Source organism: Kribbella sp. NPDC048915, from assembly GCF_040649595.1.
GTDB lineage: Bacteria > Actinomycetota > Actinomycetes > Propionibacteriales > Kribbellaceae > Kribbella.
In genome coordinates this window covers 27647-51304 of record NZ_JBEZFT010000050.1, presented here as the reverse complement: position 1 = coordinate 51304, position 23658 = coordinate 27647, and the positions used below count along the sequence as shown (strand labels likewise).

Below are 23658 nucleotides of genomic sequence, written 5' to 3'. Positions count from 1 at the left end.
TCGCTGATCATCAGCTTCCTCATCAGCATCGCGGTCGGGGCGGTGATGGCCGCGTTCCAGAACAGCCGGTTCTCCCAGGCGATGACCTTCGTCGTATCGGCTCGAGCGGCCTGAAATCGGGTCAGGCGGCTTGCAGTGTGCGGTTGCGCGCGGCCCAGACGGCGCGGCGCAGTTTGGCCTGATCGGGGTAACCGGCTTCGCGGCCGATCACGTAGACGTCGTGGTTGCGCATCTTGACCATCGCGGCGACGTACCAGACCGGGTTCCCCTCGGCCAGCATCGTGACGATCATGTTCCGGATCTCGGTGGTGGTGGTGTTCATTCTGACCCTCTCCCTTGGTCGCTCTCACTGATACGTCGATCCAGAGCGGCCGGATATGACACGCGGGCCGAAGAAAATCGAAGAAAAAACAGAGCGCCCCGATCAGTGATCGGGGCGCTTGTCCGTGTGGGTCCCGGGGGGAGTGGGACCACCACACGTTGGGGGGGACCTCGAACTTAACCCCTCGAAGGGGTCACGTCCGAACTTTCCGTACCCGAGTCGTCGCCGAACGGCGTCGAACCTGCGGTCAGCGGTTCGCCCGCCGTCGGTACAGCGCTGTCGCGAGTACCACCGAGAACAGGAATAGACCACAACACCAGGCCAGTGCGATCGTGCCGCTGTTCCCCAGCGGGGTGCCGGTCAGCAGACTGCGGACGGTCTCGATCACCGGAGTGATCGGCTGGTGCTCGCTGATCGGCTGCAGCCACGACGGCATCGACTCCGGCGGGACGAATGCGCTGCTCAGGTACGGGAGGAACAACATGAAGAAGCTGAGTGTGCTGGCCGACTCCACCGATCTCGCGATCACGCCGAGTGCGGCCGCGAGCCATGACAGAGCGGTCACGTACAACAGCAGCAGGCCGAGCGCGGCCAGCCACTCCAGCACGCCGGCGTCCGGCCGGAACCCCATGGCGAGCGACGCCAGGATGACGATCGCCGTCGACGCGGCGTTGCGTGCCACGCTGGCGACCACATGGCCGGTCAGCACGGCGAAGCTGTGGATGGGCAGTGAGCGCAGCCGATCGATCATCCCGTTGTGCATGTCGTCCGCGACGACCATCGCGGTCGACGAGGCGCCGTACCCGGTCGTGAGCAGCAAGATCCCCGGGACGACGTAGTTCACGTACTCCGTGCCCGTGTTGATCGCGCCGCCGAACACATAGACGAACAGCGCCATCATGAGCAGCGGTAGCAGCAGCGACACGAACAACGTGTCGACGTTGCGCCGGGCCAGCCGGACGCTGCGGTCGATCATCGTCACCACGTCCGTGCAGGCGGCGGCAACTCCCTGGTGTGACATCAGCACCTCCTCAGGCGGTCAATGCGAGGAACACGTCGTCGAGCGTCGGCCGGTGCGACGACACTCGCTCCGGTTCGAGGCCGTTGTCGCGCAGTACGTCGAGCACGTGGTGCAGGTGCGCCGCGGTACCGTCCGACGGCACGTTCAGCACCAGGTGGTCGATCACTCCGTCGAGTACGCCGGCTGCCTTCTGCACGCGAACCTCGTCGCTGAAGCGCAACTCGATCCGCTCGCCGCCGATCTGCGCCTTGAGCGCGTCCACCGTGCCGTTGGCGACGATGCGCCCGCGGTCGAGGAGCACGACCCGATCCGCGAGCCGGTCCGCCTCCTCCAGGTACTGCGTGGTGAGCAGGATCGTCGTACCGTCGCGGACAAGGTCGACGATCGCGTCCCACATCGCCGAACGGCTCGCCGGGTCCAGTCCGGTGGTCGGCTCGTCGAGGAAGATCACCCGCGGTCGCGCGATCAGGCTCATCGCCAGGTCGAGCTTGCGCCGCATGCCGCCCGAGTACGTCTTCACGCGCTGATTCATCGCGTCGATCAGACCGAACTGCTCCAGCAGTTCACCGGTACGTCGCTGCGCGGTACGCCGGCCCAGGTGCATCAGGCGGCCGACCATCACCAGGTTCTCCCGGCCGGTCTGGTTCTCGTCGACCGCGGCGTACTGCCCGGTCAGGCTGATCACCCCGCGCGCCTTGGCCGGCTCGCGCAGCACGTCGTACCCGGCGATCGTCGCCGTACCGGAGTCTGGGCGGGTCAGCGTGGTCAGGATGCGCACCGTGGTGGTCTTGCCCGCGCCGTTCGGTCCGAGCAGTGCCAGCACCGACCCCTCCGCGACGCTCAGGTCGACGCCGGACAGCACCTCGGTGGCGTCGTACGACTTCCGCAGCTCGCGCGCCTCGATGATCATCGCCCCTCCTTACTGCGTATCTCATACGCTAAATAGCGTAGCAGGTACGCAGTATCGTTTGGCAAGCCCTAAACTGACCCGGTGGACAACGACGAGTTGCCGGCCGATGTGGCGCTGATGTGGCGGCTGCGGGAGCCGTCGCGACGCGGGCCGAAACCCTCGTTGAGCCTCGACGACATCGTCGCCGCGGCGATCGCGCTCGCCGACGCCGAAGGTCTGGCCGCGGTGTCGATGGCGCGCGTCGCGGAGCGGCTCGGCAACTCGACGATGGCGCTGTACCGGCACGTGAAGAGCAAGGACGAACTGTTCGTGATGATGTCGGACGCCGCGCTCGAGCGTCCGGATCCGATGCCGGAGGGCATCGACTGGCGGACCGGTCTGACGTTCTGGGCCGACGGCGTGCTGACCGCGATCCGCCGCCATCCGTGGTACTCGAAGTTGCCGATCTCCGGCCCGCCGGCCGGACCGAACAATCTCGCCTGGTTCGATTCCGCGCTCGGCGTGCTGAAGGACACCGGGCTGCCGGAAGAGGCGAAGGTCGGCGTGGTGATGGGTCTGATCACCTATGTGCAGGGTGAGGTCCGGATGGCCTTCGATCTCGCGGCCGGCTACCAGGACAACCCGGATGCGTTCCGGAAGTTCGGTGCGACGCTCCGCCGGGTCGCCGATCCGCGCGTCTATCCGGCGGTGGTGCGGACCGTCGAGGCCGGCGTGTTCGACGAAGTCGGAACCTTCGAGGAGGACAGCGAGGCCGACTTCGACTTCGGGTTGCAGCTCTACCTGGACGGCGTCGCCGCGTTCATCGACCGAGTCGGAGGACCGCGTCCGCAGCCTTCGCCGTAGCTGCGATCAGCTGGGCGTTGCGTTCGTCCGAGCCGTACGTCCGGTCGTGCGCCTCCGCTGCCGATCGGCCGAAGGCGCGGTGCCTGGCCTCGAGTCGGGCGTGGCGGAGTTCCTCGGGCACCTCGACGTACCAGCATTCGTCGAGCAGGCGGCGTACCTCCGACCACGGCGGCTCGTCGAGCAGCAGGTAGTTGCCCTCGGTGATGACCAACGTGACGTCGGGGGCGATGCCGATGCTCGCGGCGATCGAGTCCTCGATGCGCCGGTCGAAGCGCGGCGCCCAGACGGGTTCGTCGGGCGAGTGCTTCAACCGGCGCAGCAGGGTGACGTACCCGTAGCCGTCGAAGGTGTGCGGTGCGCCTTTGACGTCGGTCAGCCCGAGCTCCTCGAGTACGGACTGCGCGAGGTGGAAGCCGTCCATCGGCACCAGCGCCACGCGGTGCCCCTCGGCAAACAGCTTCTCGGTGAGCTGCTCGGCGTACGTCGACTTGCCCGCCGCCGGTGCTCCGGTGATGCCGAGGAGCTGCCGCCACTCACGCGTCGCCAACGCGACGGCGCGATCGTAGGCGGCGGCCAGGTCCAGCGTCTGCACGCCAGAGATCCTAGGCCAGGTAGTTGTCCGGCCGGATCAGAATCTCGTCGCCCGGCTGCGCGTGGTAGCTCTCGAACGCTTCCGGCGTGCTGATGTCGACGGTGTGCGGATGGGTTGCCGGGGTGGTCGGGGCGAATCGCAGCAGCGTCTCGTGCGGTCCGCGGAGCAGCTCGAACAGCCGCACCTTGTTGCCCTCGGCATCGATGAGCGGAGCGTCCGGAGCCCGGTCGCCGGGCGCCAGCGGGCGGGTGTCCGACGGGTCGCGGTACGAGATGTCGAGCTGGCGGGTGTTCTCGCCGCGCTCCAGCGCCGACTCGTCGCCGTCGACGTGCTTCTGCATCAGGTCCTGGCTGATTCCGAGTACCCGCTGCGCGTTCGTGCGGCGCTCGGTCTCGTAGCTCGCCAGGACCTCCTCGCGTCCGTCCGCGAGCTTCCAGCCGAGGTTGTACGCGTCCTGGACGCCGGTGTTCAGTCCCTGACCGCCGGTCGGCGGATGGACATGTGCGGCGTCACCGGCGATGAAGACCCGGCCGACCCGGAACTGCGCGGCCAGTCGCACGTTCGGACGCCAGACGGTCGACCAGGTGAGGTCGCGGAGCTTCGCCGTACCCGGACCGGCGTACTGATCGACCAGCTCCTGCAGCCCCTCGAGGGAGGTGTCCGCGTCCTCGCGGTCGAGCGGCGCGGCGAACTGGAACTGGTCGCCACCAGCCAGCGGGGTCAGTGCGATCCCGGACATCGGGTTGTCCTGGCCGCCGAACCAGTAGCCGACCTCGTGGTCGAGTCCGTCGGCCGCGACGTCACCGAGCAGCATCCGGATCGACTCGTCGGTCGTGCCCTCGAATGCGACCCCGAGGTGCTTGCGGACGAAGCTCTTCCCGCCGTCGGCGCCGACCAGGTGGTCGACCTGGACAGTCTCGCCCGTCGACAGGTCGGCGGTCACCGCGTCGGCAGTCTGGGAGAAGCCGACGATTGCGGTCCCCAGTTCGACGTGGACGCCGTACTCGGCGAGCTTGGTACGCAGGATCTCCTCGGTCTGGGACTGGCCGAGCATGTGGCCGTTCGGGTACGGGACGTCCGGCCGCGGCTCGACCGGCTCGGCCATGCGGCGGTCGGCGACGTATCGGCCGCCGACGTACACCTTCAGCGCCGGCATCGGCTGTCCGCGCCGCAGCACCTCGTCGAGGACGCCGAGATCCTCGAAGACCTCCAGCGTCCGCGGTTGCAGGCCGTCGCCGCGCGATCCGTTGAAGAACTCGGTCGCCTTGTCGATCACCCGGACCGCGATACCGCGCCGGGCCAGCTCGATGCCGAGGGTCAGCCCGGTCGGGCCGGCGCCGGCGATCAGGACGTTCATGCTGGACTCCTTGACTGAATCTTGATTCACTGAATTCAGATTCAGTGTGGCGGTGGCTAGGGTTCGATGTCAAGGAGGTTGTCGTGACGGAGACGGTGAGCCGCCGGCAGCGGGCGGCCGGGACCGAGGCAGCGCTGAAGCAGGCCGCGCGCGAGGTCTTCGCCGAGCGCGGGTACCTGAACACGAAGATCACCGACATCACCGCGGCGGCGGGGCGCGCGACGGGGTCGTTCTACAACCACTTCGCGAGCAAGGAAGAGCTGCTCGAGGCGTTGCTGCGCGACATGCTCGCGGAGGCGGACGCGACGGTCGTCGACGACGCCGAGCACGACGCCGACTTCAGCAAGCGGTCAGCGATCCGCTGGCACGTGGCGTCGTTCTGGCAGTTCTACCAGGCGCACCTGCCGGAGATGATCGCGGTGAAGCAGGCCGCGATGGTCGATCCGGAGCTGGGACGGCGGCTGCAGCAGATCATGGCCGACGACGACGCGCACCTGGTCGAGCACTTCGGTCACCTGCCGACCCCGCCGGCCGACCCGCTGGTCACGGTGTCCGCGATGAACGCCCTGCTGGAAGGCTTCGCCTACACCTGGCTCGTCGTGAACCCGGCCCAAGGCCGCACCATCCCCGACGACACCGCGATCGACCTCCTCACCGACCTGTTGCACCACGGCCTCACCGGTTAGTCCTCCGGTGGAGCCTCCGCGCCTTCGCGTTCGTCGCGGTCGGCCCACTCGATGAGGGTGTCGAGCGAGTACACGTTGTCGTCGATGGTGGCGTGCAGGTCGCCGAGCTCGGCGTAGCGGGCGGGGACGGTGGCGATCGTGAAGTCCTTCGGGTTCACGTCGTCGATCTCGTCCCAGCGGATCGGGGTCGAGACGGTGCCTTCCGGGTTGCCGCGGACCGAGTACGCCGAGGCGATCGTGTGGTCGCGGGCGTTCTGGTTGTAGTCGACGAACACCAGCCGCGGGTCACGATCCTTGCGCCACCAAGTGGTGGTGACATCTTTCGGCGCTCGTCGCTCCACCTCCCGCGCGAACGCCAGCGCGGCCCGCCGTACGTCGGAGAAGCCGTACGCCGGCTCCACCCGGACGTAGATGTGGATCCCCGAGCCGCCGGACGTCTTCGGGTAGCCGACCGCGCCGAGCTCGTCGAGGACCTCGTGGACGGTGTGCGCGACCCGGCGGACCCGGTCGAACGGGCAGTCGGGCATCGGGTCGAGGTCGATGCGCCACTCGTCGGGCTTCTCGGTATCGGCTCGGCGCGAGTTCCACGGGTGGAACTCGACCGTCGACATCTGCACCGCCCAGGCGACGTGCGCGATCTCGGTGACGCACAGCTCGTCGGCGGTCCGGTTGTACCGCGGGAAGGTCACGCGGACGGTTTCCATCCACGGTGGCGCCCCGTGCGGCAGCCGCTTCTGGTGCACCTTCTCGCCGGAAACACCTTCGGGGAAGCGGTGCAGCATGCACGGCCGCTCGCGCAGCGCGTTGACGATCCCGTCGCCGACGGACAGGTAGTACTTCACCAGGTCCAGCTTGGTCTCTCCGCGCGCCGGGAAGTACACCCGGTCCGGATTCGAGATCCGGACCGTCCGTCCCTCGATCTCGAGTTCGATCGCCGGAGACTTTCCCTTGGACGCGGCCATGACGTCAACCTAACCGGCGCCGGGGACAAACGGCATCAGGCGAGGCGCGTGAGCCAGCCGCGGGTGTCGGGGATCCGGCCGTACTGGAGGTCGAGCAGCGTACTGCGGATCTTGCTGGTGACCGGGCCGACGCCGTAATCGACGGAGTGGTCGCCGATGGTCAGATCGCCGTCCGGCCAGGCGACGCGACCGATCGGGGTGATGACCGCGGCGGTGCCGGAGGCAAAGACCTCGGTGATCTCACCGGACCGCACGCCGTCGAGCCACTCGTCGGCCGCGATCCGGCGCTCCTCGACCGGGTGGCCGAGGTCGGCGGCCAGCTCCAGCACCGACGCGCGGGTGACTCCTTCGAGGATCGTCCCGGACAGCTCAGGCGTTGCGATCCGGCCGTCGGCGAAGACGAAGAACATGTTCATGCTGCCGATTTCCTCGAGCCACTTGTGCTCGACGGCGTCGACGAACGCGACCTGCTCGCACCCGTTCGCCACGGCCTCGGCCATGCCGGCCAGGCTGGCGGCGTAGTTGCCGCCGCACTTCGCCGCGCCGGTGCCGCCCGGCGTGGCGCGGATGGTCGAGGTCGTCAGCCAGATGGAGACCGGCTTGGGGCCGGTGTCGAAGTACGGGCCGGAGGGGGAGGCGATGACGCCGAACAGCACCTCCTGGGCGGGGCGGACACTCAGTGCCGCCTCGGTGGCGATCATGTACGGCCGGAGGTACAGGCTGGTCTCACCGTCGTCCGCTGACGGGACCCAGGCCTCGTCGACAGTCACCAGCGCACGCAGGGCGGCGACGAACGACTCCTCGGTCACGTGCGGCAACGCGAGCCGCTGGGCGCTGGTCGCGAACCGGGCGGCGTTCCTGTCCGGACGGAAGGCCCACACCGAGCCGTCCGCGTGCCGGTACGCCTTCAGGCCTTCGAAGATCTCCTGCGAGTAGTGCAGGACCGCGGCCGCCGGGCTGACCGACAGCGGCGCGTAGGCAGTGACCTTCGCGTCGTGCCAGCCGCGGTCCAGCGACCAGTTGGCGACCACCATGTGGTCCGTGAACGACTGTCCGAACGCCGGCTTGGCGAGGACGGCCTTCCGCTGCTCGGCACTGGCCGGGTCGGGACGCAGCTCGACCGCGAAATCCCATGGCTCTGTCACGACCGTTGCCTGCTGATCACCTGTCACTCGCCGCACGCTACCCCTGCCATCAGCTTGTCCTCGACCCGATGCCCACAGTGCGACCACCTCGGTACGGCGACCGCGCGAGCAGTTCCCGCAGCGCGCTCGCACCTGGCGCTGCTCGTACGGCGTGCAGCACGCGTGCGGCGGCGTCGTACACGAAGAGGTCGTGCCACTGATCAGGGAGCTCGATCAGCACGCGCAGCGCGGTGGCCAGCCCGGCCGGAACCTCTCCGGCGACAGCGAGGCACTCGGCCAGGGACAGCTCAAGTCGTGCGCGCTCACCGATCCAGCTGGCCGGACAGAGCTCCCTGGCGCGGTCGAGCAGGACGCAGCCGGCGGCGCCGTACCCGAGCTCGGTGCAGACGCGTCCCTCGGCCCAATGCTGCTCGTGGACCGGCGACTGGGGTGATGCCAGCTCGTCGCCGGCGCCGATGAGCTGTTGGAGTGCCTGATGCGCATCGTCGGTCTGGCCGAGCTCAGCCAGGACCAGTGCGCGTGCGGCGAGTGGCGTGCACCCGCCCGCACTGGACGCTCGGAGCGCGAGCGCGACCGACTCGTCCGCGAGCTCGAGGAGCTCCGTCAGCGTGCGTCGCTCGGCCAGACCGCTGATCACCTCTCGTGCTCGCACCAGGGCGGCCTGTCCTGCTCCACCACGGCTGTCGGCGGCTGCGCGGGCTGCCCACCACCAGCGCCTGGCTGCGCTGTGGTCGCCCAGTCTGGTCAGTGTCTCCGCGATCAGGAGACTGAGCTCGACCGACTCGGTCCGGCCTGCTCCGGACAGGCGACGCACCAGCTCTGGGAGGAGCACGGCCGGTGCGATGCTGCGGGTCTCGTCGAGCATCGGCTCGCTCCGGCCGAGCGGCGCGACCAGTCCGCGCCACGCTGCCTCCAGCGGGTCGGCTTCGGGGCGTCGCCGGTCAGGTCTGCGCTCGACGCCGGACTGCTCGAAGGCGGCGGCCAGGCGGCCGGCGGTGCCGAGCTCCTGGTCGCAGCGGCGCGCCAGGTCCGCAGAGCCCGGCCGCTGCCCGCGCTCCACCTGGGCCAGGTAGCTGTGGTCGTAGCCGACGCGTGCTGCCAGTTGGCGCAGGCTCAGTCCGGCCGCCTGCCTGCACTCCCGCAGCAGGGGACCGAAAGCGGTCGTCTCGGTCACAGGATCACCCCGTTCGCGCTTCGAGCTCATGTGGTGCGTGCCGGTCAAGCTACAAGCCCTCGCCGACAAAAACCGTGCAGAACAAGGGCATGTGGGCTGTGGGCTGTTCTGACAGCCCACAGCCCACACCTGTTGTGCGCACTGTGTTCTGGGTCAGCCTGGTCAGGTGAACACGCTGCAGCGACAGGCTCGCCTCTTCCGTCTGGTCCGTGCCACCGCCACCCCAGGTTCCCGGGTCCTCGCGGAAGGCGCGGAGTGGTCCGACGGCGCCGTCGCCCTCAGGTGGCTCGATCGCTGGCCCAACACCTCGACCTGGCCCGACCTCGACTCCCTCCTCGCCGCACACACCACCACCCAGCTCCTCTGGCTCGCCCCACCACCTGTCCCTGCAGCGCCGGTGCCGCCTGCCACGGCGCCTGTCGCGTCCGCTGCTGCGCCGCCCGTCGCGTCGTCTGCCGCGCCGCCTGTCGCCACACCTGCCGTCCCGGCGGCAGCGCCGGAGACGCAGCCGAGGACGGTCTGGCTGCCTGCGCCCGCTCCTGACGGCCGGTGCTCGCGCTGCGGACGTCCGTGGCCCTGCCTGGACTGCGGTCCATGAGACAGCAACGAGGAGTTAATTGACGCGGTTTAGTGTGGAGGGGTTTGGCTGGTTGGTGAGAGGTGATGCGGTGGCGGACGGTTCGGTGGTGGATCCGCTGGATGAGCTGGACGCTCAGGTGGCTCGGTTGCGCAGGGTGGCCGACGAGTTGCGGGAAGCTCGTGGGAAGCCGGTGCTGGACGGGAACCAGGTCGAGTTGATCCAGGACTGGCCGACGTTGCTCGCGGCGTACGAGAACATGCAGCGCACCTGCCAGGTGCAGATCCGGGCGCTCGACCGGGGGCCGTACTCGGCGCCGCCGGCCGCGCAGCAGAAGCTCGAGCTGGAGCGCCTGGCCGACGGACTGGCGTACCGGGCGATCTACGGGTTCGAGGTGTTCGAGTCCGACGAGGTGATGGCGGTGCTGCCCGCGCTGCAGGCGGCGGGTGAGGTCAGCCGGGTGCTGCCGCAGATGCCGATGAAGATGGTGCTCGGGGACGACAACATGGCGCTGGTCGCGTTGACCAAGCAGGCACCGGCGGAGTGCCACTTGCTGATTCGGTCGTCCGGACTGCTCGACGGGCTGATCGCGACGTTCGAAATGTTCTGGGGGCTCGCGGTTCCGATGCCGGAGCTCGCGGCCAGCGGTGAGGTGGCGCAGCTGCGGGCACCGGACCGCGACATCCTGATGCTGCTGGCCGGGGGTGCCACCGACGACATGATCAGCCGGCGGTTGCGGATCAGCCCCCGGACGACCCAACGCCGGGTCCGCGCGCTGATGGATGCTCTCGGCGCGCAGACCCGGTTCCAGGCAGGCGTTCAGGCCGCCCGGAGGCGCTGGATCTGACCGGTCAGTTCAGCGTCACCACGGTCCCGGCCCGGTTCGGGAACTCGACGAACCCGGTGGAGCGCCGGTCGGTCGGTACGTTCGACCAGGACGCGGTCACCTGGAACGGCTTGAACGCACCCGGAGCCACCGGCGGCGACACCTTGAGCGTGTTGCCGGACGCCGCGGTCACGATGTTGGTCTGCATCGTGTACTCCGTGGTGCTCGCACCCGGCGGGTTCGACAGCGTGATCGCGAGGACGCCCCACACACCCGGGGTCGGCGCGGGCAGACTGGCCGACGCCTGGTTGGAGCCGTCACCGACGAACGACAGGAACTGGATCTGGCCGTTCACGACCTTGTAGAGCACCAGCCAGATGCTGCCGGCCGGGTCCACGGTCTTGATGTTCCACTGCACCGCCTTGGTCTGGGCGGTCACGGTGACCGGGTAGTCCGGCAGGTCCGCGTCTGCAGCCCCGGCCGGTACCGCACCGGGCACGAGCGGTGCGGACACGACACCGTACGAGCGGATCGGCGTACCGGCCTTGCCGACGGTCGCCGTGAACGAGGCGGAGCCGGACGCACCGGAGCCACTCACAGCGGTCGGAGCGAGGACGGACGTCGGTACGACGGCAATCGGGCTGCGGACCGTCTTGCCGGCGCCCTGCCAGGTCAGCCAGCCGCTCGTGGTCGTACCCGAGTCGCCACTGTCCAGCGTGAGCTTCACCGTGAACGTCTTGGTCTCACCGGCCTTGGTGAAGTTCAGCACCGACGGAATCACCTGGGCCTTCATGCCCGGCACCGAGACCGTGGCCCGGTACAGGCCCGGAGTCACGGCGGTCACCCGGCGCGTGACGGTCTGCGTGCCGAGCAGCTGCCCGACGGCGATCGACGGGGCGTTGTAGTTGCTCGGGTCGATGGCCGGCACGCCGGTACCGGTCTGGACACCACTGCCTTCCAGGTAGCCCAGCCAGTCCACGTCGCCCGCGTCGTACACCAGGCCCGGGTCCAGCATCTTGGCCGGTTGCACCTGGCCGGCGCCCGCGTCGAACGGGTTCTTGTCGACAGCCCCGGTGGAGGTCAGTACATCGCCGGCGGTCGTCATCAGCGCCGACTTGATCGCCATCGGCGACAGGTCCGGGTACTTCGACAGGTACAGCGCGGCCAGACCGGCAACGTGCGGTGCAGCCATCGACGTACCGGACAGGAACGCGTAGTCCTCGCCGTTGTTGGTCGGCGGGGCAACAGCAGCCAGGACGTTCACACCGGGCGCAGCGATATCAGGCTTGAGCAGGTCGCCGTTGCTGGACAGCGACGGTCCGCGCGAGGAGAAGTCGGCCATCTGCGGGTACGGCGTCTTCACGCCACTCGTGTTGCCGGGAATCAGCTCGGCCGTGGCGCCGGACTGCTCGGCGTACGACTTCACGGTCAGGGCGCCAGGCGCGTTCACGTGCACGGTCGGTACGGCGTGGGAGTCGCCGACCACGTCCTGCGGGAACAGATTCAGCAGCACCATGCCGACGCCACCGGCCCGCTTGACCTCGGTGGACTTCTCCACGCGGCCGTTGACACCGCGGTCACACGCAACGATCTTTCCGGCCGTCTTCGCCGGGTCCAGCGTGTTCGCCATGCAGAGCAGGGCGTCGGAGTCACTCGCACCCGCGTTCTTCACCGCGACCCCGTTGACCAGCGGCTTGCTCCCGGTCGGCGACACCACGGTCGTGCTGAGGCCGGCGTACTTCTGGCCGTTGCCCAGCACGACAGTGCCCTCGTACGGCGCGACTGTGGTGGCGCCGACCGTGGTGACCCACGGAGAGGTGTTGTCGAGCGTCGACGCGTCCGGACCGGAGTTACCGGCGGCAGCGGAGACGAAGACACCCGCGGACGCGGCGGACAGGAACGCCAGCTGGATCGGGTCGGTGTGCCGCGACTCGATGATGGAGCCGACCGAGTAGTTGATGACGTCGACGCCGTCCGCGACGGCCTGGTCGATAGCGGCGACGATGTCCGACGTGAGGCCACCGGAGTTCCCGGTGCCCTTGCCGGTCCAGAGCGCCTTGTAGACCGCAATCTTGGCGGCTGGAGCGACACCCGTGACCGTGCCGAAGTCGATGCCGCCGACGGACGCGTCCACGCCGGCGCGGCCGGCAGCGGTCGTGGCGGTGTGCGTGCCGTGACCCTCACCGTCGCGCGGCGACTCGTAGTCGGCGCGCAGCTCCGGCGGGACCACGCTGAGCCAGCCGTCGCCGAAGTACTTCGCGCTGATCAGCTTGGCGTTGCACAGGTCCGCGGTGAAGTCCTGGCCGGCCTCACAGCTACCGGTGAACGTGTTGCCGTCCGCCTTCTCCATGACGATCGAGGAGCCGGACCGGTACGGGCGGTACGGGTCGGCCGCGGTCGGCGGCTCGGTACCGAGCGCAGGGCCGGACAGTGACGCGCTCTCGGGCCAGATGCCCGTGTCGACCACACCGACCACGACGCCCTTGCCCGCGGTCGCCGTACCGCCGAGCTGGTTCCACACGCCGGTCTTGCCGGACAGCTTGAGGAAGTCGGTGGGGTTGCGGTCGTCCAGGGCCACGTGCAGCTGGTCGGGAACGACCGAAACCACGCCGGCGGTCTTGCTGAGCTGGTTGACCTGCTTGGCGGTCAGCGTGGTGGCGAAACCGTTCAGCGTGGTCGAGTACTCCTGGTCGACCTTCGCACCGACGGCGGCAGCGACCTTTGCGTGCTTGCCGGACAGGTAGGCGCGGTACGCCTTCCCGTTGGTGCTGTTGACCTCGACCTTGCGGCCCCGGGCCGGCTTGGTCGCCTGCAGCCCGGCAACGCCACCCTGGTACGTCGCCAGCGGCTTGTCGGCCAGAGTGACGACGTACCGCCCGGGAGCGAAGCCGAAACGGCTACTGGTGGGTGCGGCCTCTCCTGGCGTCGCAGAGCCCGGTGGAGCCACCAAGGCGGTGGTGATCAGCGCGGCGCCCGCCAGCAGGGCTGCGCGCCGACGCAGGTTGGGATGGTTCACGTGAATGCCCTCCACGGCATGTTGTCCTGGCCGTGGGCTGTAGCCCCGGCCGCCCGCCCCCGAGCTCGGACGCGCAGAAGCCTGCCAACCTGCCGCCGGTACCACACGGTTTTGGCTTCAACTAGCCGCTGGCGAAAACCTGCCACCCAGCGCCCGGCGGGCCGGGTTTCCGACAGCGTCGGGTACCCGCCGCAGTGACGCATTGACCGTGAGTTATGGAAGCTCTCTACTAAATAGCTATGCGATGGCTTGCTGTGGTTTTCGGCGTCCTGCTCGCGAGCATTGTCGTTCCGGCGCAGGCCGCGAACATCCTCACCAACCCGGGCTTCGAGACCGGCGCGCTGGACGGCTGGTCGTGCTCCGGCGGCTCAGTCGTCAGTACGCCGGTACGCACCGGAGGGCACGCCCTGAATGGTGCGGTGACGAGCTCCGACTACGCCCAGTGCAGTCAAACGGTGCCGGTGCAGCCGGGTACGACGTACACGCTGTCGGCGTGGGTGCGCGGCTCGTACGTGTACCTGGGTGTCACCGGTGGCGCATCCACCTGGACGCCGTCCGCAACGAGCTACAGCCAGCTGAGTCTGACGTTCACCACTGCAGCCGGTCAGACGTCAGCACAGGTCTACGTGCACGGTTGGTACGGCCAGCCGGCGTACCAGGCCGACGACTTCGCACTGGACGGCCCGGGCGGTACGCCGGGTGCGCCGAGTGCTCCTGGTACGCCGTCCATCACTGGTACGACCGCCACCTCGATTTCCTTGAGTTGGCCGGCTGCCACGGGCACCGTCACCGGGTACCGCGTTTACGAGGGCGCGACCGTCGTACAGACGGTCACTGGTACGACGGCGACGCTGAGCGGCCTCACTGCGTGCAGCAGCCACTCGTACTCGGTTGCGGCGTACAACAGTGCTGGTGAGTCGGCGAAGTCCGCAGCGGTGACAGGTACCACGGCGGGCTGTTCTGGCGGCGGGCTGGCGAAGCACGCGCTCATCGGGTACCTGCATGCGAGCTTCGCGAACGGGTCCGGGTACGTGCGGATGGCCGACGTACCGCAGGAGTGGGACATCATCAACCTGGCCTTCGGTGAGCCGACCTCGGTGACCTCGGGAGACATCAGGTTCAACCGCTGCCCGGTCAGCGAGTGCCCCAACGTCGAGAGCGACGCCGAGTTCGCGGCGGCCGTCAAGGCCAAGCAGGCCGCCGGTAAGAAGGTGCTGATCTCCATCGGCGGCGCGAATGGGCAGGTGCAGCTGACCACCACCGCGGCCCGGGATGCGTTCGTCAGCTCGGTGAGCGCCATCATCGACCGCTACGGCCTGGACGGGCTCGACATCGACTTCGAGGGCCACTCGCTCTACCTGAACCCGGGGGACACCGACTTCCGCAACCCGACCACACCGGTGATCGTGAACCTGATCTCGGCGCTGAAGACGCTGAAGGCGAAGTACGGTTCTGGCTTCGTGCTGACGATGGCGCCCGAGACGTTCTTCGTCCAGGTCGGCTACCAGTTCTACGGCGGTGCCGGCGGCGGCGACAACCGGACCGGGTCCTACCTGCCGGTGATCCATGCGCTGCGGGACGCGCTGACCGTGCTGCACGTCCAGGACTACAACTCCGGTCCGGTGATGGGGCTGGACAACCAGTACCACACCATGGGCGGCGCCGACTTCCACATCGCGATGACCGACATGGTCAAGGCGGGCTTCCCGGTGGCGAACACCGGCCACACATTCCCGGGACTGCGCGAGGACCAGATCGGTTTCGGGCTCCCGGCGGCGGTCAGCGCGGGCAACGGCTACACCGCCCCGGCAGCCGTGCACACGGCGCTCGACTGCTTGGTGAAGGGCCAGAACTGCGGCGGCTACAGCCTGCGCGGTGGTCCTTCGCCGGCGTTCCGCGGACTTATGACGTGGTCGATCAACTGGGACCACTACTACAACTGGGAGTTCCGGAACAGCCACGCGCCGTACCTCGACGCCCTCCCGTAGGAGCTGCCCCGAACCGGTCCGGCCCGCGCGCCGCCCCCGCGGGCCGGACCGGAGCCTGTGGATGACCGATGCCGCGGTTGGGGGTCGCGCTGGTATGAAGGAGGCATGACAGCGTCGACGACCCGCGCGGTGATCCTCACCGTTGACGACGATCCCGGGGTTTCCCGCTCGATCGCCCGTGACCTCCGCCGTCGGTACGGCGAGGAGAACCGCATCGTCCGGGCGGAGAACCCGGCACAGGCCCTCGACGCGCTGAAGGAGCTCAAGCTCCGCGGCGAGCCGGTCGCGCTGCTGCTGGCCGACTACCGGATGCCGCAGATGTCCGGTATCGAGTTCCTCGAGGCCGCGATGGACCTGTTCCCGCTGGCCCGCCGCGTGCTGCTGACGGCGTACGCCGACACCGATGCCGCGATCCAGGCGATCAACGTGGTCGACCTCGACCACTACCTGCTGAAGCCGTGGAACCCGCCGGAGGAGAAGCTGTACCCGGTGGTCGACGCGATGCTCGACCTGTGGCGGTCGACGCCGGAGCCGTCCGCCGACGAGACCCGCGTGATCGGGCACCGCTGGTCGGCGCCGTCCTTCGCCGCCCGCGACTTCCTCGCGCGCAACGCCGTACCGTACCGCTGGCTGAACGTCGACGACGACGACGCCAAGCGCCTCCTCGACGCGGCCGAGGTCGACGGTACGACGCTGCCCGTCGTGATCACGCCGGACGCCACCGTGATGGTCGCGCCGTCCGAGGCCGAGCTGGCGCAGAAGGTCGGGCTGTCCACGTCGCCCGCGAAGGACTTCTACGACCTGGTCGTGGTCGGCGGCGGCCCGGCGGGGCTCGGCGCGGCGGTGTACGGCGCCAGCGAGGGTCTGCGGACGGTTCTGGTCGAGCAGTTGGCGACCGGCGGTCAGGCGGGTCAGTCGAGCCGGATCGAGAACTACCTCGGCTTCCCGGACGGCGTGTCCGGGGCGCAGCTGACGGACCGGGCGCGGCGCCAGGCGGTCCGGTTCGGCGCCGAGCTGCTCACCACCCGACAGGTCGTCGGGCTGGAGAAGCTCGGTAACGCGCGTCAGTTGCGGTTCGCCGACGGGAGTGAGATCTCGGCGCACTCCGTGATCCTGGCGACGGGTGTCTCGTACCGGACCCTGCAAGCGCCCGGCGTCGACGATCTGTGCGGTCGCGGCATCTACTACGGTTCGGCGACCACGGAGGGCCCGGCGTGCGCCGGTGCCGAGGTGTACATCATCGGCGGCGCCAACTCGGCCGGTCAGGCGGCGGTCTATTTCTCGAGGCATGCCAAGCGCGTGCATATGCTGGTGAGAGGACCATCGCTCACCGCGACGATGTCGTCGTACCTGATCGATCAGATCGACCAGATCGACAACATCGAGGTGCACACCTGCACGCAGGTCGTTTCCTGTAAGGGCTCGGAGCACCTGGAGCGTCTCATCCTGCTGAACAGTGTGACCGGGGAGAGCCGGGAGGTGGACACGGAATGGATGTTCGTGTTCATCGGCGCGGCCCCGCGGACGGACTGGCTGCCGGGTGACCTGCTCCGCGACGACCGAGGATTCGTGCTCACCGGACCGGACCTGCACGGCAAACCGCCCGGCTGGCCGCTCGAACGGGAGCCGTACCACCTGGAGACGAGCATGCCTGGTGTGTTCGCCGCGGGCGACGTACGGGCCGAGTCGGTGAAGCGCGTCGCCTCCGCGGTCGGCGACGGAGCGATGGCCGTCACACTGGTGCACCGATACCTGGAGATGCTCTGATGACCGACCAAGCTGTGCAGCCGCGGCGGCTCACCCCTGACGAGCTCCGCACGCTGTTCCTCTTCGAGAGCCTGAACGACGAGCAACTCCAGTGGCTGTCCGAGGCCGGGTACGTCGAGACGTGGAACGACGGCACGGTCTTCAACGAAGGCGACGAAGCCACCTGCTGCTACGTGCTGCTGTCCGGTGAGCTGCGGCTGTGCAAGGTCTCCCACGGTGAGCTCGTGGAGATCAACCGGACCAGCCAGCGCGGTGTGTACGCCGGTGCGTTCAACGCGTTCTTCGGTGCCGCGGACCACAAGTCGTACACCGCCACGATGCAGGTGACCCAACCGTCGGAGTTCTACGTCGTCGGCGCCGAGACGATGGCGAAGATGATGAACACCTGGTTCCCGATGGCGGTGCACCTCATCGAGGGCTTCATCATGGGCATGCGGCGGACCAACGAGACGCTCGGCGAGCGGGAGCGGCTGCTCGCGCTCGGCTCGCTGTCCGCGGGTCTGACCCACGAGCTGAACAACCCGGCCGCCGCCGCGGTCCGCGCCGCCGCGACGCTGCGGCAGCGCGTGTCCGGGATGCGGTCGAAGCTCGCGATGCTTGCCGACGGCACCCTCGACGCGACCAAGTTGCACCAGATCGTCGCGCTGCAGGACGACGCCGTCGAACGCCTCGACAAGAACAAGGACAAGGACGTCTCCCCGATGGAGCTGTCCGACCGCGAGGACACCCTCACCGACTGGCTCGACGACCATGACGTCCAGGCGAGCTGGGACGTCGCGCCGGTGCTCGCGTCCGCGGGCCTCGACGTCGAGTGGATGGAGAAGGTCCTGACCGCGGTCGGCCCGAAGTACCTCGAAGGCGCCGTCCGGTGGCTGATGTACACGATCGACACCGAGTCGCTGATGAACGAGATCGACGACTCGGTCACCCGGATCTCGACGCTGGTCGGTGCCGCCAAGCAGTACTCGCAGATCGACCGCGCGCCGTACCAGACCGTCGACCTGCGCGAACTGCTCAAGTCGACGCTGGTGATGATGTCCGGGAAGCTACAAGGGTACGAGATCGTCAAGGACTTCGACCCGGACCTGCCGGCGATCCCGGCGTACGCCGCGGAGCTCAACCAGGTGTGGACCAACATCATCGACAACGCGGTCAGCGCGATGGGCGGCTCCGGAACGCTGACGCTCCGCACCCGTCGTGACGGCGCCTACGCGGTCGTGGAGATCGGTGACACCGGTCCGGGTATCCCCGAGGAGATCCGGCGGCGGATCTTCGAGCCGTTCTTCACCACGAAGCCGATCGGCGAAGGCACCGGCCTCGGTCTGGACATCTCGTGGCGCATCATCGTCAAGAAGCACCACGGCGACCTGCGGGTCGAGTCCGAGCCCGGCCACACCGTCTTCAAGATCGTGTTGCCGCTCGAGCCCGAGCGAGAGCTCGAAACCGACACGTCACTACTTTCCTGAGGCGTTGGTTGCCTGAGGCTTCAACTCGGCACGTCGCGGGCAGGTGAGCTCATTGTCGGGTTCGCTGAAGTGCCGAGATTGCACGCAGGGTCCGCTGAGGTGCTGAGTTTGTGCATGGGGTCCGCGGAAGTGCTGTGTTTGTGCGTCGGGTCCGCTGAAGTGTCGAGTTGCGCGCGGGTTCGCTGAACTGCCGAGTCGTGGCGTTCGGCGGCTGGTCCCTGCACCCAGTCGTGAGAATTGGCTGGCGTCGACGACCGTTTTCCACGACTCGGCGACGGTCGGGCGGGACAGGAGGGGCGGGGGGAGCGGGGAAATGGTGCGGCGGTCGGCCGCTGCGGTGTCATGCGGGTGGTTGTCGGGGGAGTGAACAGCAAGTCGGGTTTGCGGACCTGTTATTGCCTGTTCAGGCCCACGGGTTCTTGTCTTCACCCACGGGAGTTGGTGACTTCACCCACGGGAGTTGGCGAGTTCACCCACGCGAGCTGGCGAGTTCACCCACGCGAGCTGGCGAGTTCACCCACGCGAGCTGGCGAGTTCACCCACGCGAGCTGGCGAGTTCACCCACGGGAGCCGGCGAGGTCGTGCGGTGCGGATGGCCTTTGTGCGCTGCGTGGTGTCGTCCGCGTGACAGTTGGGGCGGAGTTCGCCGTACGGGGACGGATATCCGTTTGGGTTGGGGGTTATCCGTTGGTATGAGGGCGAAGAACCCCCAACACGAGGGCATAACCGCTCGCATGGCGGTCAGCGCAGGGCGGTGCCTTGGGTGTGAGTCAGGAGCGTCAGGTCTTGGCGGGTGGGGAGGGATTCCCAGTCGCCGTACGCCGTGACACAGAAGGCGCCTGAGGTGGTGGCGCGGTGGAGGCACTCCTGGGGGGAGAGGTTGTCCAGGGTCGCGGACAGGTAGCCGGAGACGAAGGCATCGCCGGCGCCGATGCTGTCGACAACCGTTACGTGGAGCGCGGGGGCGTGGATCGTCTGCCCCTCGGTCGGTTCGCCGCTGGTTGGTCCGGTGGTGTGGCACCAGGCGCCCTTGGCTCCGGCGGTTACTACGACGGTGGTGACTGTTCGGAGGAGGTCGGCGATCGGGTCGTCGGCGTCGGTGAGGAGGTCGAGTTCGTCGTCGGAGGCGAAGACGGTGTGGATCTGAGGGAGGAGCTCGCGCAGGGCAGCGGCTGCTGCAGGACGGGACCACAGGCGCGCGCGGTAGTTGACGTCCAGGGACACTCGGGTGCCGGCCGCGGCGGCGGTGCGTACGGCGGCCAAGGTCGCGGCTCGGGCGGTGTCGGAGAGGGCTGGGGTGATGCCGGTGACGTGGAGCAGTTTCGGGGTGAGGGTGGTGACTGCCTCGGTGGTCTCGTCAGGGGTGAGCGTGGAGGCGGCGGAACCGCGGCGGTGGTAGCTCACGCGGGTGATGTCGTGGGACGGCTGGTCGAATGCGATGAATCCGGTGAACGCCTCGTCGGAGAAGCGGATCCGGGTACGGACGTTCTCGGCGCGCAGCGTCCGCTCGATCAAGCGGCCGGGTTCGTCGTTGCCGACGGCACTCAACCAGGTGACGTCGTGCCCGAGCCGCGCGACCCCGATCGCGACATTGCTCTCCGAGCCGGCGATCGACAGGTGCGCGTCACCACCGAGGCGCATCGGGCGCGCGGTCCGTACCGACACCATGGTCTCGCCCAGCGTCAGCAAGTCAGTCATTCGAGTACCTCCGCGCGTTCAGTTGGTGGTGGTGCGGATCCGGATCGTCGGCCGGCGGGTGGTGCACCTGTGCGGCTGTCGCCGGCCGCCTCACTTGCGCGGGTGTCGCCGGTCGACTCAGTTGTGCGGGTGTCGCCGGTTGGGGCGCTTGTGCGAGTGTCGCCGGTTGGACCACTCGTGCGGGGCGTCGCCGGGTGGGCCGCCCGCCTGTGCAGTTGTCGCCGGGTAGCGGTGGGGCGCCGCGTGTCGCTGGGTGTTAGTGGGGTCGTCATCGGGGTCGCGGTTCTCGGGGGTGGCGCTTCTTGGAGTGGCGGTTCTTGGGGTGGCGGTTCTTGGGGGTGTGAACAGGTTGTGGTGGGTCTGCGCGGGTTATTGCCTGTTCAAGCCCACCTTCCCCTGTTCAAGCCCACCTTCCCCTGTTCGAGCGCCCGTTTCCTGGCGGGGCGCCAGCACCCCGGCACCTGCTGCCGCTGGGGTCCGGGGCCCGGGGCCCGGTGGAGGGTATGTGGGGTGCGTTGCGTGGGGTTTGGTGGGTGGGGCGGGGTGCGTCGCACGGGGTTGGTGGTGGGGCATGGCGGGTGCGACGTTGGGATCAGATGTTGAGTTCGGTGCGGAATCGGCCGGCGCGGATGGACAGTTCCGAGAGGGAGCCGCCGCGGCCGGCGTCGCCGAGGAGGGGAGAGCCGACGCCTACTGCGAGGGCGCCGGCGGTGAGGTACTTCGGGGCGGACTGCGCGTCCACGCCGCCGACAGCGATCAGCGGAGCGTCGGGGAGGGGCGCGCGGAGTTCGGAGAAGTAACCGGGGCCGTAGACCTTGGCGGGGAAGATCTTGACTGCGGTGGCACCGAGGTCGAGTGCGGCGACGACCTCGGTGGGGGTCAGGGCGCCGCACAGCAGCGGGAGGCCGAGTTCGACCGAGCGCTGGGCGCCGCGGGTGATCGCCGGGGTGACGGTGAAGTCGGCGTGGGCGGCGGCGACCTGGTCGGCCTGTTCGGGGGTGCGGATGGTGCCGGCGCCGATCAGGATGTCCGGGTCGTACTGGGCGCGCGCCGCGGCGATCGCCTCGATCCCGCCGGGTGTGGTGAGCGAGACCTCGAGTGCGGTCACGCCGGCTTCGACGAGGGTCTGCACACAGGCGAGGGCGGTGTCGGCCCCGTCTGCGCGGACGATTGCGAGCAGTTTGCGGCTCCGGAGTTCTCCCAGCAGGTCCATGGTCTCCAACCTAAGCGATCACGATTAACATAGGACGTCCTATGAGCTCTGGTGCGGACGGTCGATCTGTGGCTGAATGACGCAGTGAGCAACCGCCCCGTTGGTTACTTTCAGGAGGCACCCGCCCATGCCCAACCCCAGCAACCTCCGCACCAGCCGCACCAGCAACCGCCGCGCCAACCACACCAGCACCGGCACCCGCACCGGCACCGGCACCGGCACCGGCACCGGCACCGGCACCAGCACCCGGAGCCGTGCCGTAAGAACCCTCGCCACCGCCGCACTCACCACAGCAGCCCTCGTGGCGAGCGCCCTCGTTGCCACCGCCTCGCCGGTACCGGCCGGCACCCGCGCACCCTCTGCTGACCGCAAACCGGCGGCCGTCACGCAGACCGTGCTGTTCGAGAAGGGGGATGCCGGCTACGGGTGCTTCCGGATTCCGGCGATCGTCAGGACCAAGGCCGGCACGCTGCTGGCGTTCGCGGAGGCACGCCGGACTTGGTGTGCGGACTCCCAAGAGATCGACCTCGTCGTCCGACGGTCCGAGGACGACGGGCGGACCTGGTCGTCGATGCGGACGGTCCTGTCCGGCACCGACGATGACCCGAACTCGGTCGCCACGCGCGGCAACCCAGCCCCGATCGTCGACTACGAGACCGGGCGCATCGTTCTGCTCACCACGATGGATCCAGGTACGACGAGCCGCCCGCGGACGCCGTACGTGCAGTTCAGTGACGACGACGGCGAGACGTGGAGCAAGGCGCGGAACATCGGCGACCAGATCGACGACCCGGCGTGGGGCTGGTACGCGACCGGCCCGGTCCACGGCATCCAGCTGACCCGCGGGGCCCAGGCCGGCCGACTCGTCGCGGGGACGAACTACGACAACGGCGCCGGGATGAACGCGGGCCAGCTCGTGTACAGCGACGACCACGGCGAGACCTGGCACAAGGGGGCGACCGACCTGAGAACGGATGCCACGCCGCAGGAGATCAGCGTGGTCGAGAAGGTCGACGGCGGGGTGTACGCCGGTGCGCGCAACAACAAGGGCTCGGCGGGCGCGAGCCGGATGGCCGCGGTCAGCAACGACGGAGGCGAAACGTTTTCCGCGCCGTTCGCGACGATCCCCGGCCTGACCACACCGGTCGTCCAGGGATCGCTCCAGCGACTGCGGGCGGTGGACCGAGGCGACAAGTACAACCGGATCCTGTTCGCGGCCCCGGCCGACCCGGAACGACGGCGGTACCTGACGATCAGGTCCAGTTTCGACGAGGGCAGGACCTGGCAGACCGTGGACGAAGGAACCCGGATCACCAGCGACTGGTCCGGCTACTCGGACCTGGCAATCCTGGACACCGGCGAGATCGGCCTGCTGTACGAAGGCGGACCGGTCGACGCGCGCGATCAGATCCGGTTCGCCCGCTTCACCGAGAACGACATCGGCCACCCCGACGCGCCGCTCACCGGCCCGAAGGCCGACGACGTCTCCGGCCTCGGCAACCACAGCTACCTGCGCGGCGCCGCCAAACCGGTGGCAGGCAAGTTCGGTCAAGCACGAGATCTCGATGGTGTCGACGACGCGATTCAGCTCCCGTACGCCGAGTCGCTGGCCACCAACGCCGGTGACTTCACCGCGATGGCGTGGATCAAGTACGGCGCGTCCACGACGCCGCAGGCGATCTTCTGGGCGTACGGCATCAACCAGGCACCGCAGTTCTGGCTTCGCGCCGAACCGGCGGACAACCGCATCCGCGGACTGATCACCACCAGCGAAACCACAGCCGCCGTACAGACCACGAAGGCCTACAACGACAACGCCTGGCACCACGTCGCGCTGCAACGCAAGGGCGGCACACTCTCGATCTGGGTCGACGGCACCCAGGCCGCCGGTGTGACCGCTCCGGCTGGTGACGTCAGCCCGAGCAGGCCGTTCACGATGCACGCCGGCCAACGCCTGGACGGCGTACATCACTTCGATGGCGCGATGGACGAGGTCAGGCTGTACAAGCGCGCCCTGACGGCGACCGAGCTGAACAGCATCCGCACCACCAACGCCAAGGTGCCAGGCGCCGTAGTGGACTTGCCGCTGGGGTAG

At 68.7% G+C, this 23658-nt stretch carries 18 protein-coding genes; 7 read left to right on the top strand and 11 right to left on the bottom strand.

The features are described from left to right. Positions 1 to 121: 121 nt before the first annotated feature. The 3 genes from AB0B82_RS23485 to AB0B82_RS23475 all read right to left on the bottom strand — a co-directional run bounded on the left by AB0B82_RS23485 (position 122) and on the right by AB0B82_RS23475 (position 2253). On the bottom strand, positions 122 to 322 hold the full coding sequence (locus tag AB0B82_RS23485; protein ID WP_360172240.1) for a hypothetical protein: 201 nt from the start codon (positions 320 to 322) through the stop codon (positions 122 to 124). A gap of 247 nt (positions 323 to 569) precedes the next feature. Continuing rightward, positions 570 to 1343 (bottom strand): ABC transporter permease, encoded by a 774-nt coding sequence (locus tag AB0B82_RS23480; protein ID WP_360172238.1) that lies wholly within the window; start codon positions 1341 to 1343, stop codon positions 570 to 572. A gap of 10 nt (positions 1344 to 1353) precedes the next feature. Next, positions 1354 to 2253, bottom strand: a complete 900-nt coding sequence (locus tag AB0B82_RS23475; RefSeq protein WP_360172235.1) for an ATP-binding cassette domain-containing protein — start codon at positions 2251 to 2253, stop codon at positions 1354 to 1356. 81 nt (positions 2254 to 2334) lie between these two features. Between AB0B82_RS23475 and AB0B82_RS23470 the strand changes: the two genes are divergently transcribed. After that, on the top strand, positions 2335 to 3096 hold the full coding sequence (locus tag AB0B82_RS23470) for a TetR/AcrR family transcriptional regulator (RefSeq protein WP_360172232.1): 762 nt from the start codon (positions 2335 to 2337) through the stop codon (positions 3094 to 3096). Here the strand turns inward: AB0B82_RS23470 and AB0B82_RS23465 are convergent. Together AB0B82_RS23465 and AB0B82_RS23460 are read right to left on the bottom strand one after the other, a co-directional pair. Next, complete coding sequence (locus AB0B82_RS23465; protein ID WP_360172229.1) at positions 3053 to 3688, bottom strand: nucleoside/nucleotide kinase family protein; 636 nt, start codon at positions 3686 to 3688, stop codon at positions 3053 to 3055. The genes AB0B82_RS23470 and AB0B82_RS23465 overlap by 44 nt on opposite strands. A gap of 10 nt (positions 3689 to 3698) precedes the next feature. After that, on the bottom strand, positions 3699 to 5045 hold the full coding sequence (locus AB0B82_RS23460) for an FAD-dependent monooxygenase (RefSeq protein ID WP_360172226.1): 1347 nt from the start codon (positions 5043 to 5045) through the stop codon (positions 3699 to 3701). An 83-nt stretch (positions 5046 to 5128) separates the two neighbouring features. Here AB0B82_RS23460 and AB0B82_RS23455 point away from each other — a divergent pair, with 83 nt between their 5' ends. Then, positions 5129 to 5731, top strand: a complete 603-nt coding sequence (locus AB0B82_RS23455) for a TetR/AcrR family transcriptional regulator (RefSeq protein ID WP_360172223.1) — start codon at positions 5129 to 5131, stop codon at positions 5729 to 5731. Here AB0B82_RS23455 and ligD read toward each other — a convergent pair. Genes ligD through AB0B82_RS23440 form a run of 3 tightly spaced genes read right to left on the bottom strand, consistent with a single transcriptional unit; the run spans position 5728 to position 9012 of the window. Then, positions 5728 to 6693: a non-homologous end-joining DNA ligase gene (ligD, locus tag AB0B82_RS23450; protein WP_360172220.1), complete on the bottom strand. Its 966-nt coding sequence runs from the start codon at positions 6691 to 6693 to the stop codon at positions 5728 to 5730. The genes AB0B82_RS23455 and ligD overlap by 4 nt on opposite strands. Before the next feature lie 35 nt (positions 6694 to 6728). After that, the gene (locus tag AB0B82_RS23445) at positions 6729 to 7874 is read right to left on the bottom strand and encodes a branched-chain amino acid aminotransferase (RefSeq protein WP_360172217.1); all 1146 of its coding nucleotides are present in this window, start codon (positions 7872 to 7874) and stop codon (positions 6729 to 6731) included. Positions 7875 to 7887: 13 nt separating this feature from the next. Continuing rightward, entirely contained in the window at positions 7888 to 9012 is a 1125-nt protein-coding gene (locus AB0B82_RS23440) for a helix-turn-helix domain-containing protein (protein WP_360172214.1), read from the bottom strand. Between the two features lie 668 nt (positions 9013 to 9680). Between AB0B82_RS23440 and AB0B82_RS23435 the strand changes: the two genes are divergently transcribed. Then, on the top strand, positions 9681 to 10436 hold the full coding sequence (locus AB0B82_RS23435) for a hypothetical protein (RefSeq protein WP_360172211.1): 756 nt from the start codon (positions 9681 to 9683) through the stop codon (positions 10434 to 10436). A 4-nt stretch (positions 10437 to 10440) separates the two neighbouring features. Here the strand turns inward: AB0B82_RS23435 and AB0B82_RS23430 are convergent, their stop codons facing one another. Beyond that, positions 10441 to 13431: a S8 family serine peptidase gene (locus AB0B82_RS23430; protein ID WP_360172208.1), complete on the bottom strand. Its 2991-nt coding sequence runs from the start codon at positions 13429 to 13431 to the stop codon at positions 10441 to 10443. 239 nt (positions 13432 to 13670) lie between these two features. On the opposite strand from AB0B82_RS23430, the gene AB0B82_RS23425 reads away from it, so the two are divergent. The 3 genes from AB0B82_RS23425 to AB0B82_RS23415 all read left to right on the top strand — a co-directional run bounded on the left by AB0B82_RS23425 (position 13671) and on the right by AB0B82_RS23415 (position 18652). Beyond that, entirely contained in the window at positions 13671 to 15419 is a 1749-nt protein-coding gene (locus AB0B82_RS23425) for a glycoside hydrolase family 18 protein (protein ID WP_360172205.1), read from the top strand. Positions 15420 to 15524: 105 nt separating this feature from the next. Next, the gene (locus AB0B82_RS23420) at positions 15525 to 17186 is read left to right on the top strand and encodes an FAD-dependent oxidoreductase (protein ID WP_360172202.1); all 1662 of its coding nucleotides are present in this window, start codon (positions 15525 to 15527) and stop codon (positions 17184 to 17186) included. Continuing rightward, positions 17186 to 18652 carry an ATP-binding protein gene (locus AB0B82_RS23415; RefSeq protein ID WP_360172199.1) on the top strand — a complete coding sequence of 489 codons (1467 nt, stop codon included), beginning with the start codon at positions 17186 to 17188 and terminating at the stop codon, positions 18650 to 18652. The genes AB0B82_RS23420 and AB0B82_RS23415 overlap by 1 nt, the downstream gene beginning before the upstream one ends. Positions 18653 to 19393: 741 nt before the next feature. Here the strand turns inward: AB0B82_RS23415 and AB0B82_RS23410 are convergent. Beyond that, the gene (locus AB0B82_RS23410) at positions 19394 to 20350 is read right to left on the bottom strand and encodes a sugar kinase (RefSeq protein WP_360172197.1); all 957 of its coding nucleotides are present in this window, start codon (positions 20348 to 20350) and stop codon (positions 19394 to 19396) included. A gap of 592 nt (positions 20351 to 20942) precedes the next feature. After that, positions 20943 to 21563, bottom strand: a complete 621-nt coding sequence (locus AB0B82_RS23405; RefSeq protein ID WP_360172194.1) for a bifunctional 4-hydroxy-2-oxoglutarate aldolase/2-dehydro-3-deoxy-phosphogluconate aldolase — start codon at positions 21561 to 21563, stop codon at positions 20943 to 20945. A 127-nt stretch (positions 21564 to 21690) separates the two neighbouring features. Here AB0B82_RS23405 and AB0B82_RS23400 point away from each other — a divergent pair, with 127 nt between their 5' ends. Further along, positions 21691 to 23658 (top strand): sialidase family protein, encoded by a 1968-nt coding sequence (locus AB0B82_RS23400; RefSeq protein WP_360172191.1) that lies wholly within the window; start codon positions 21691 to 21693, stop codon positions 23656 to 23658.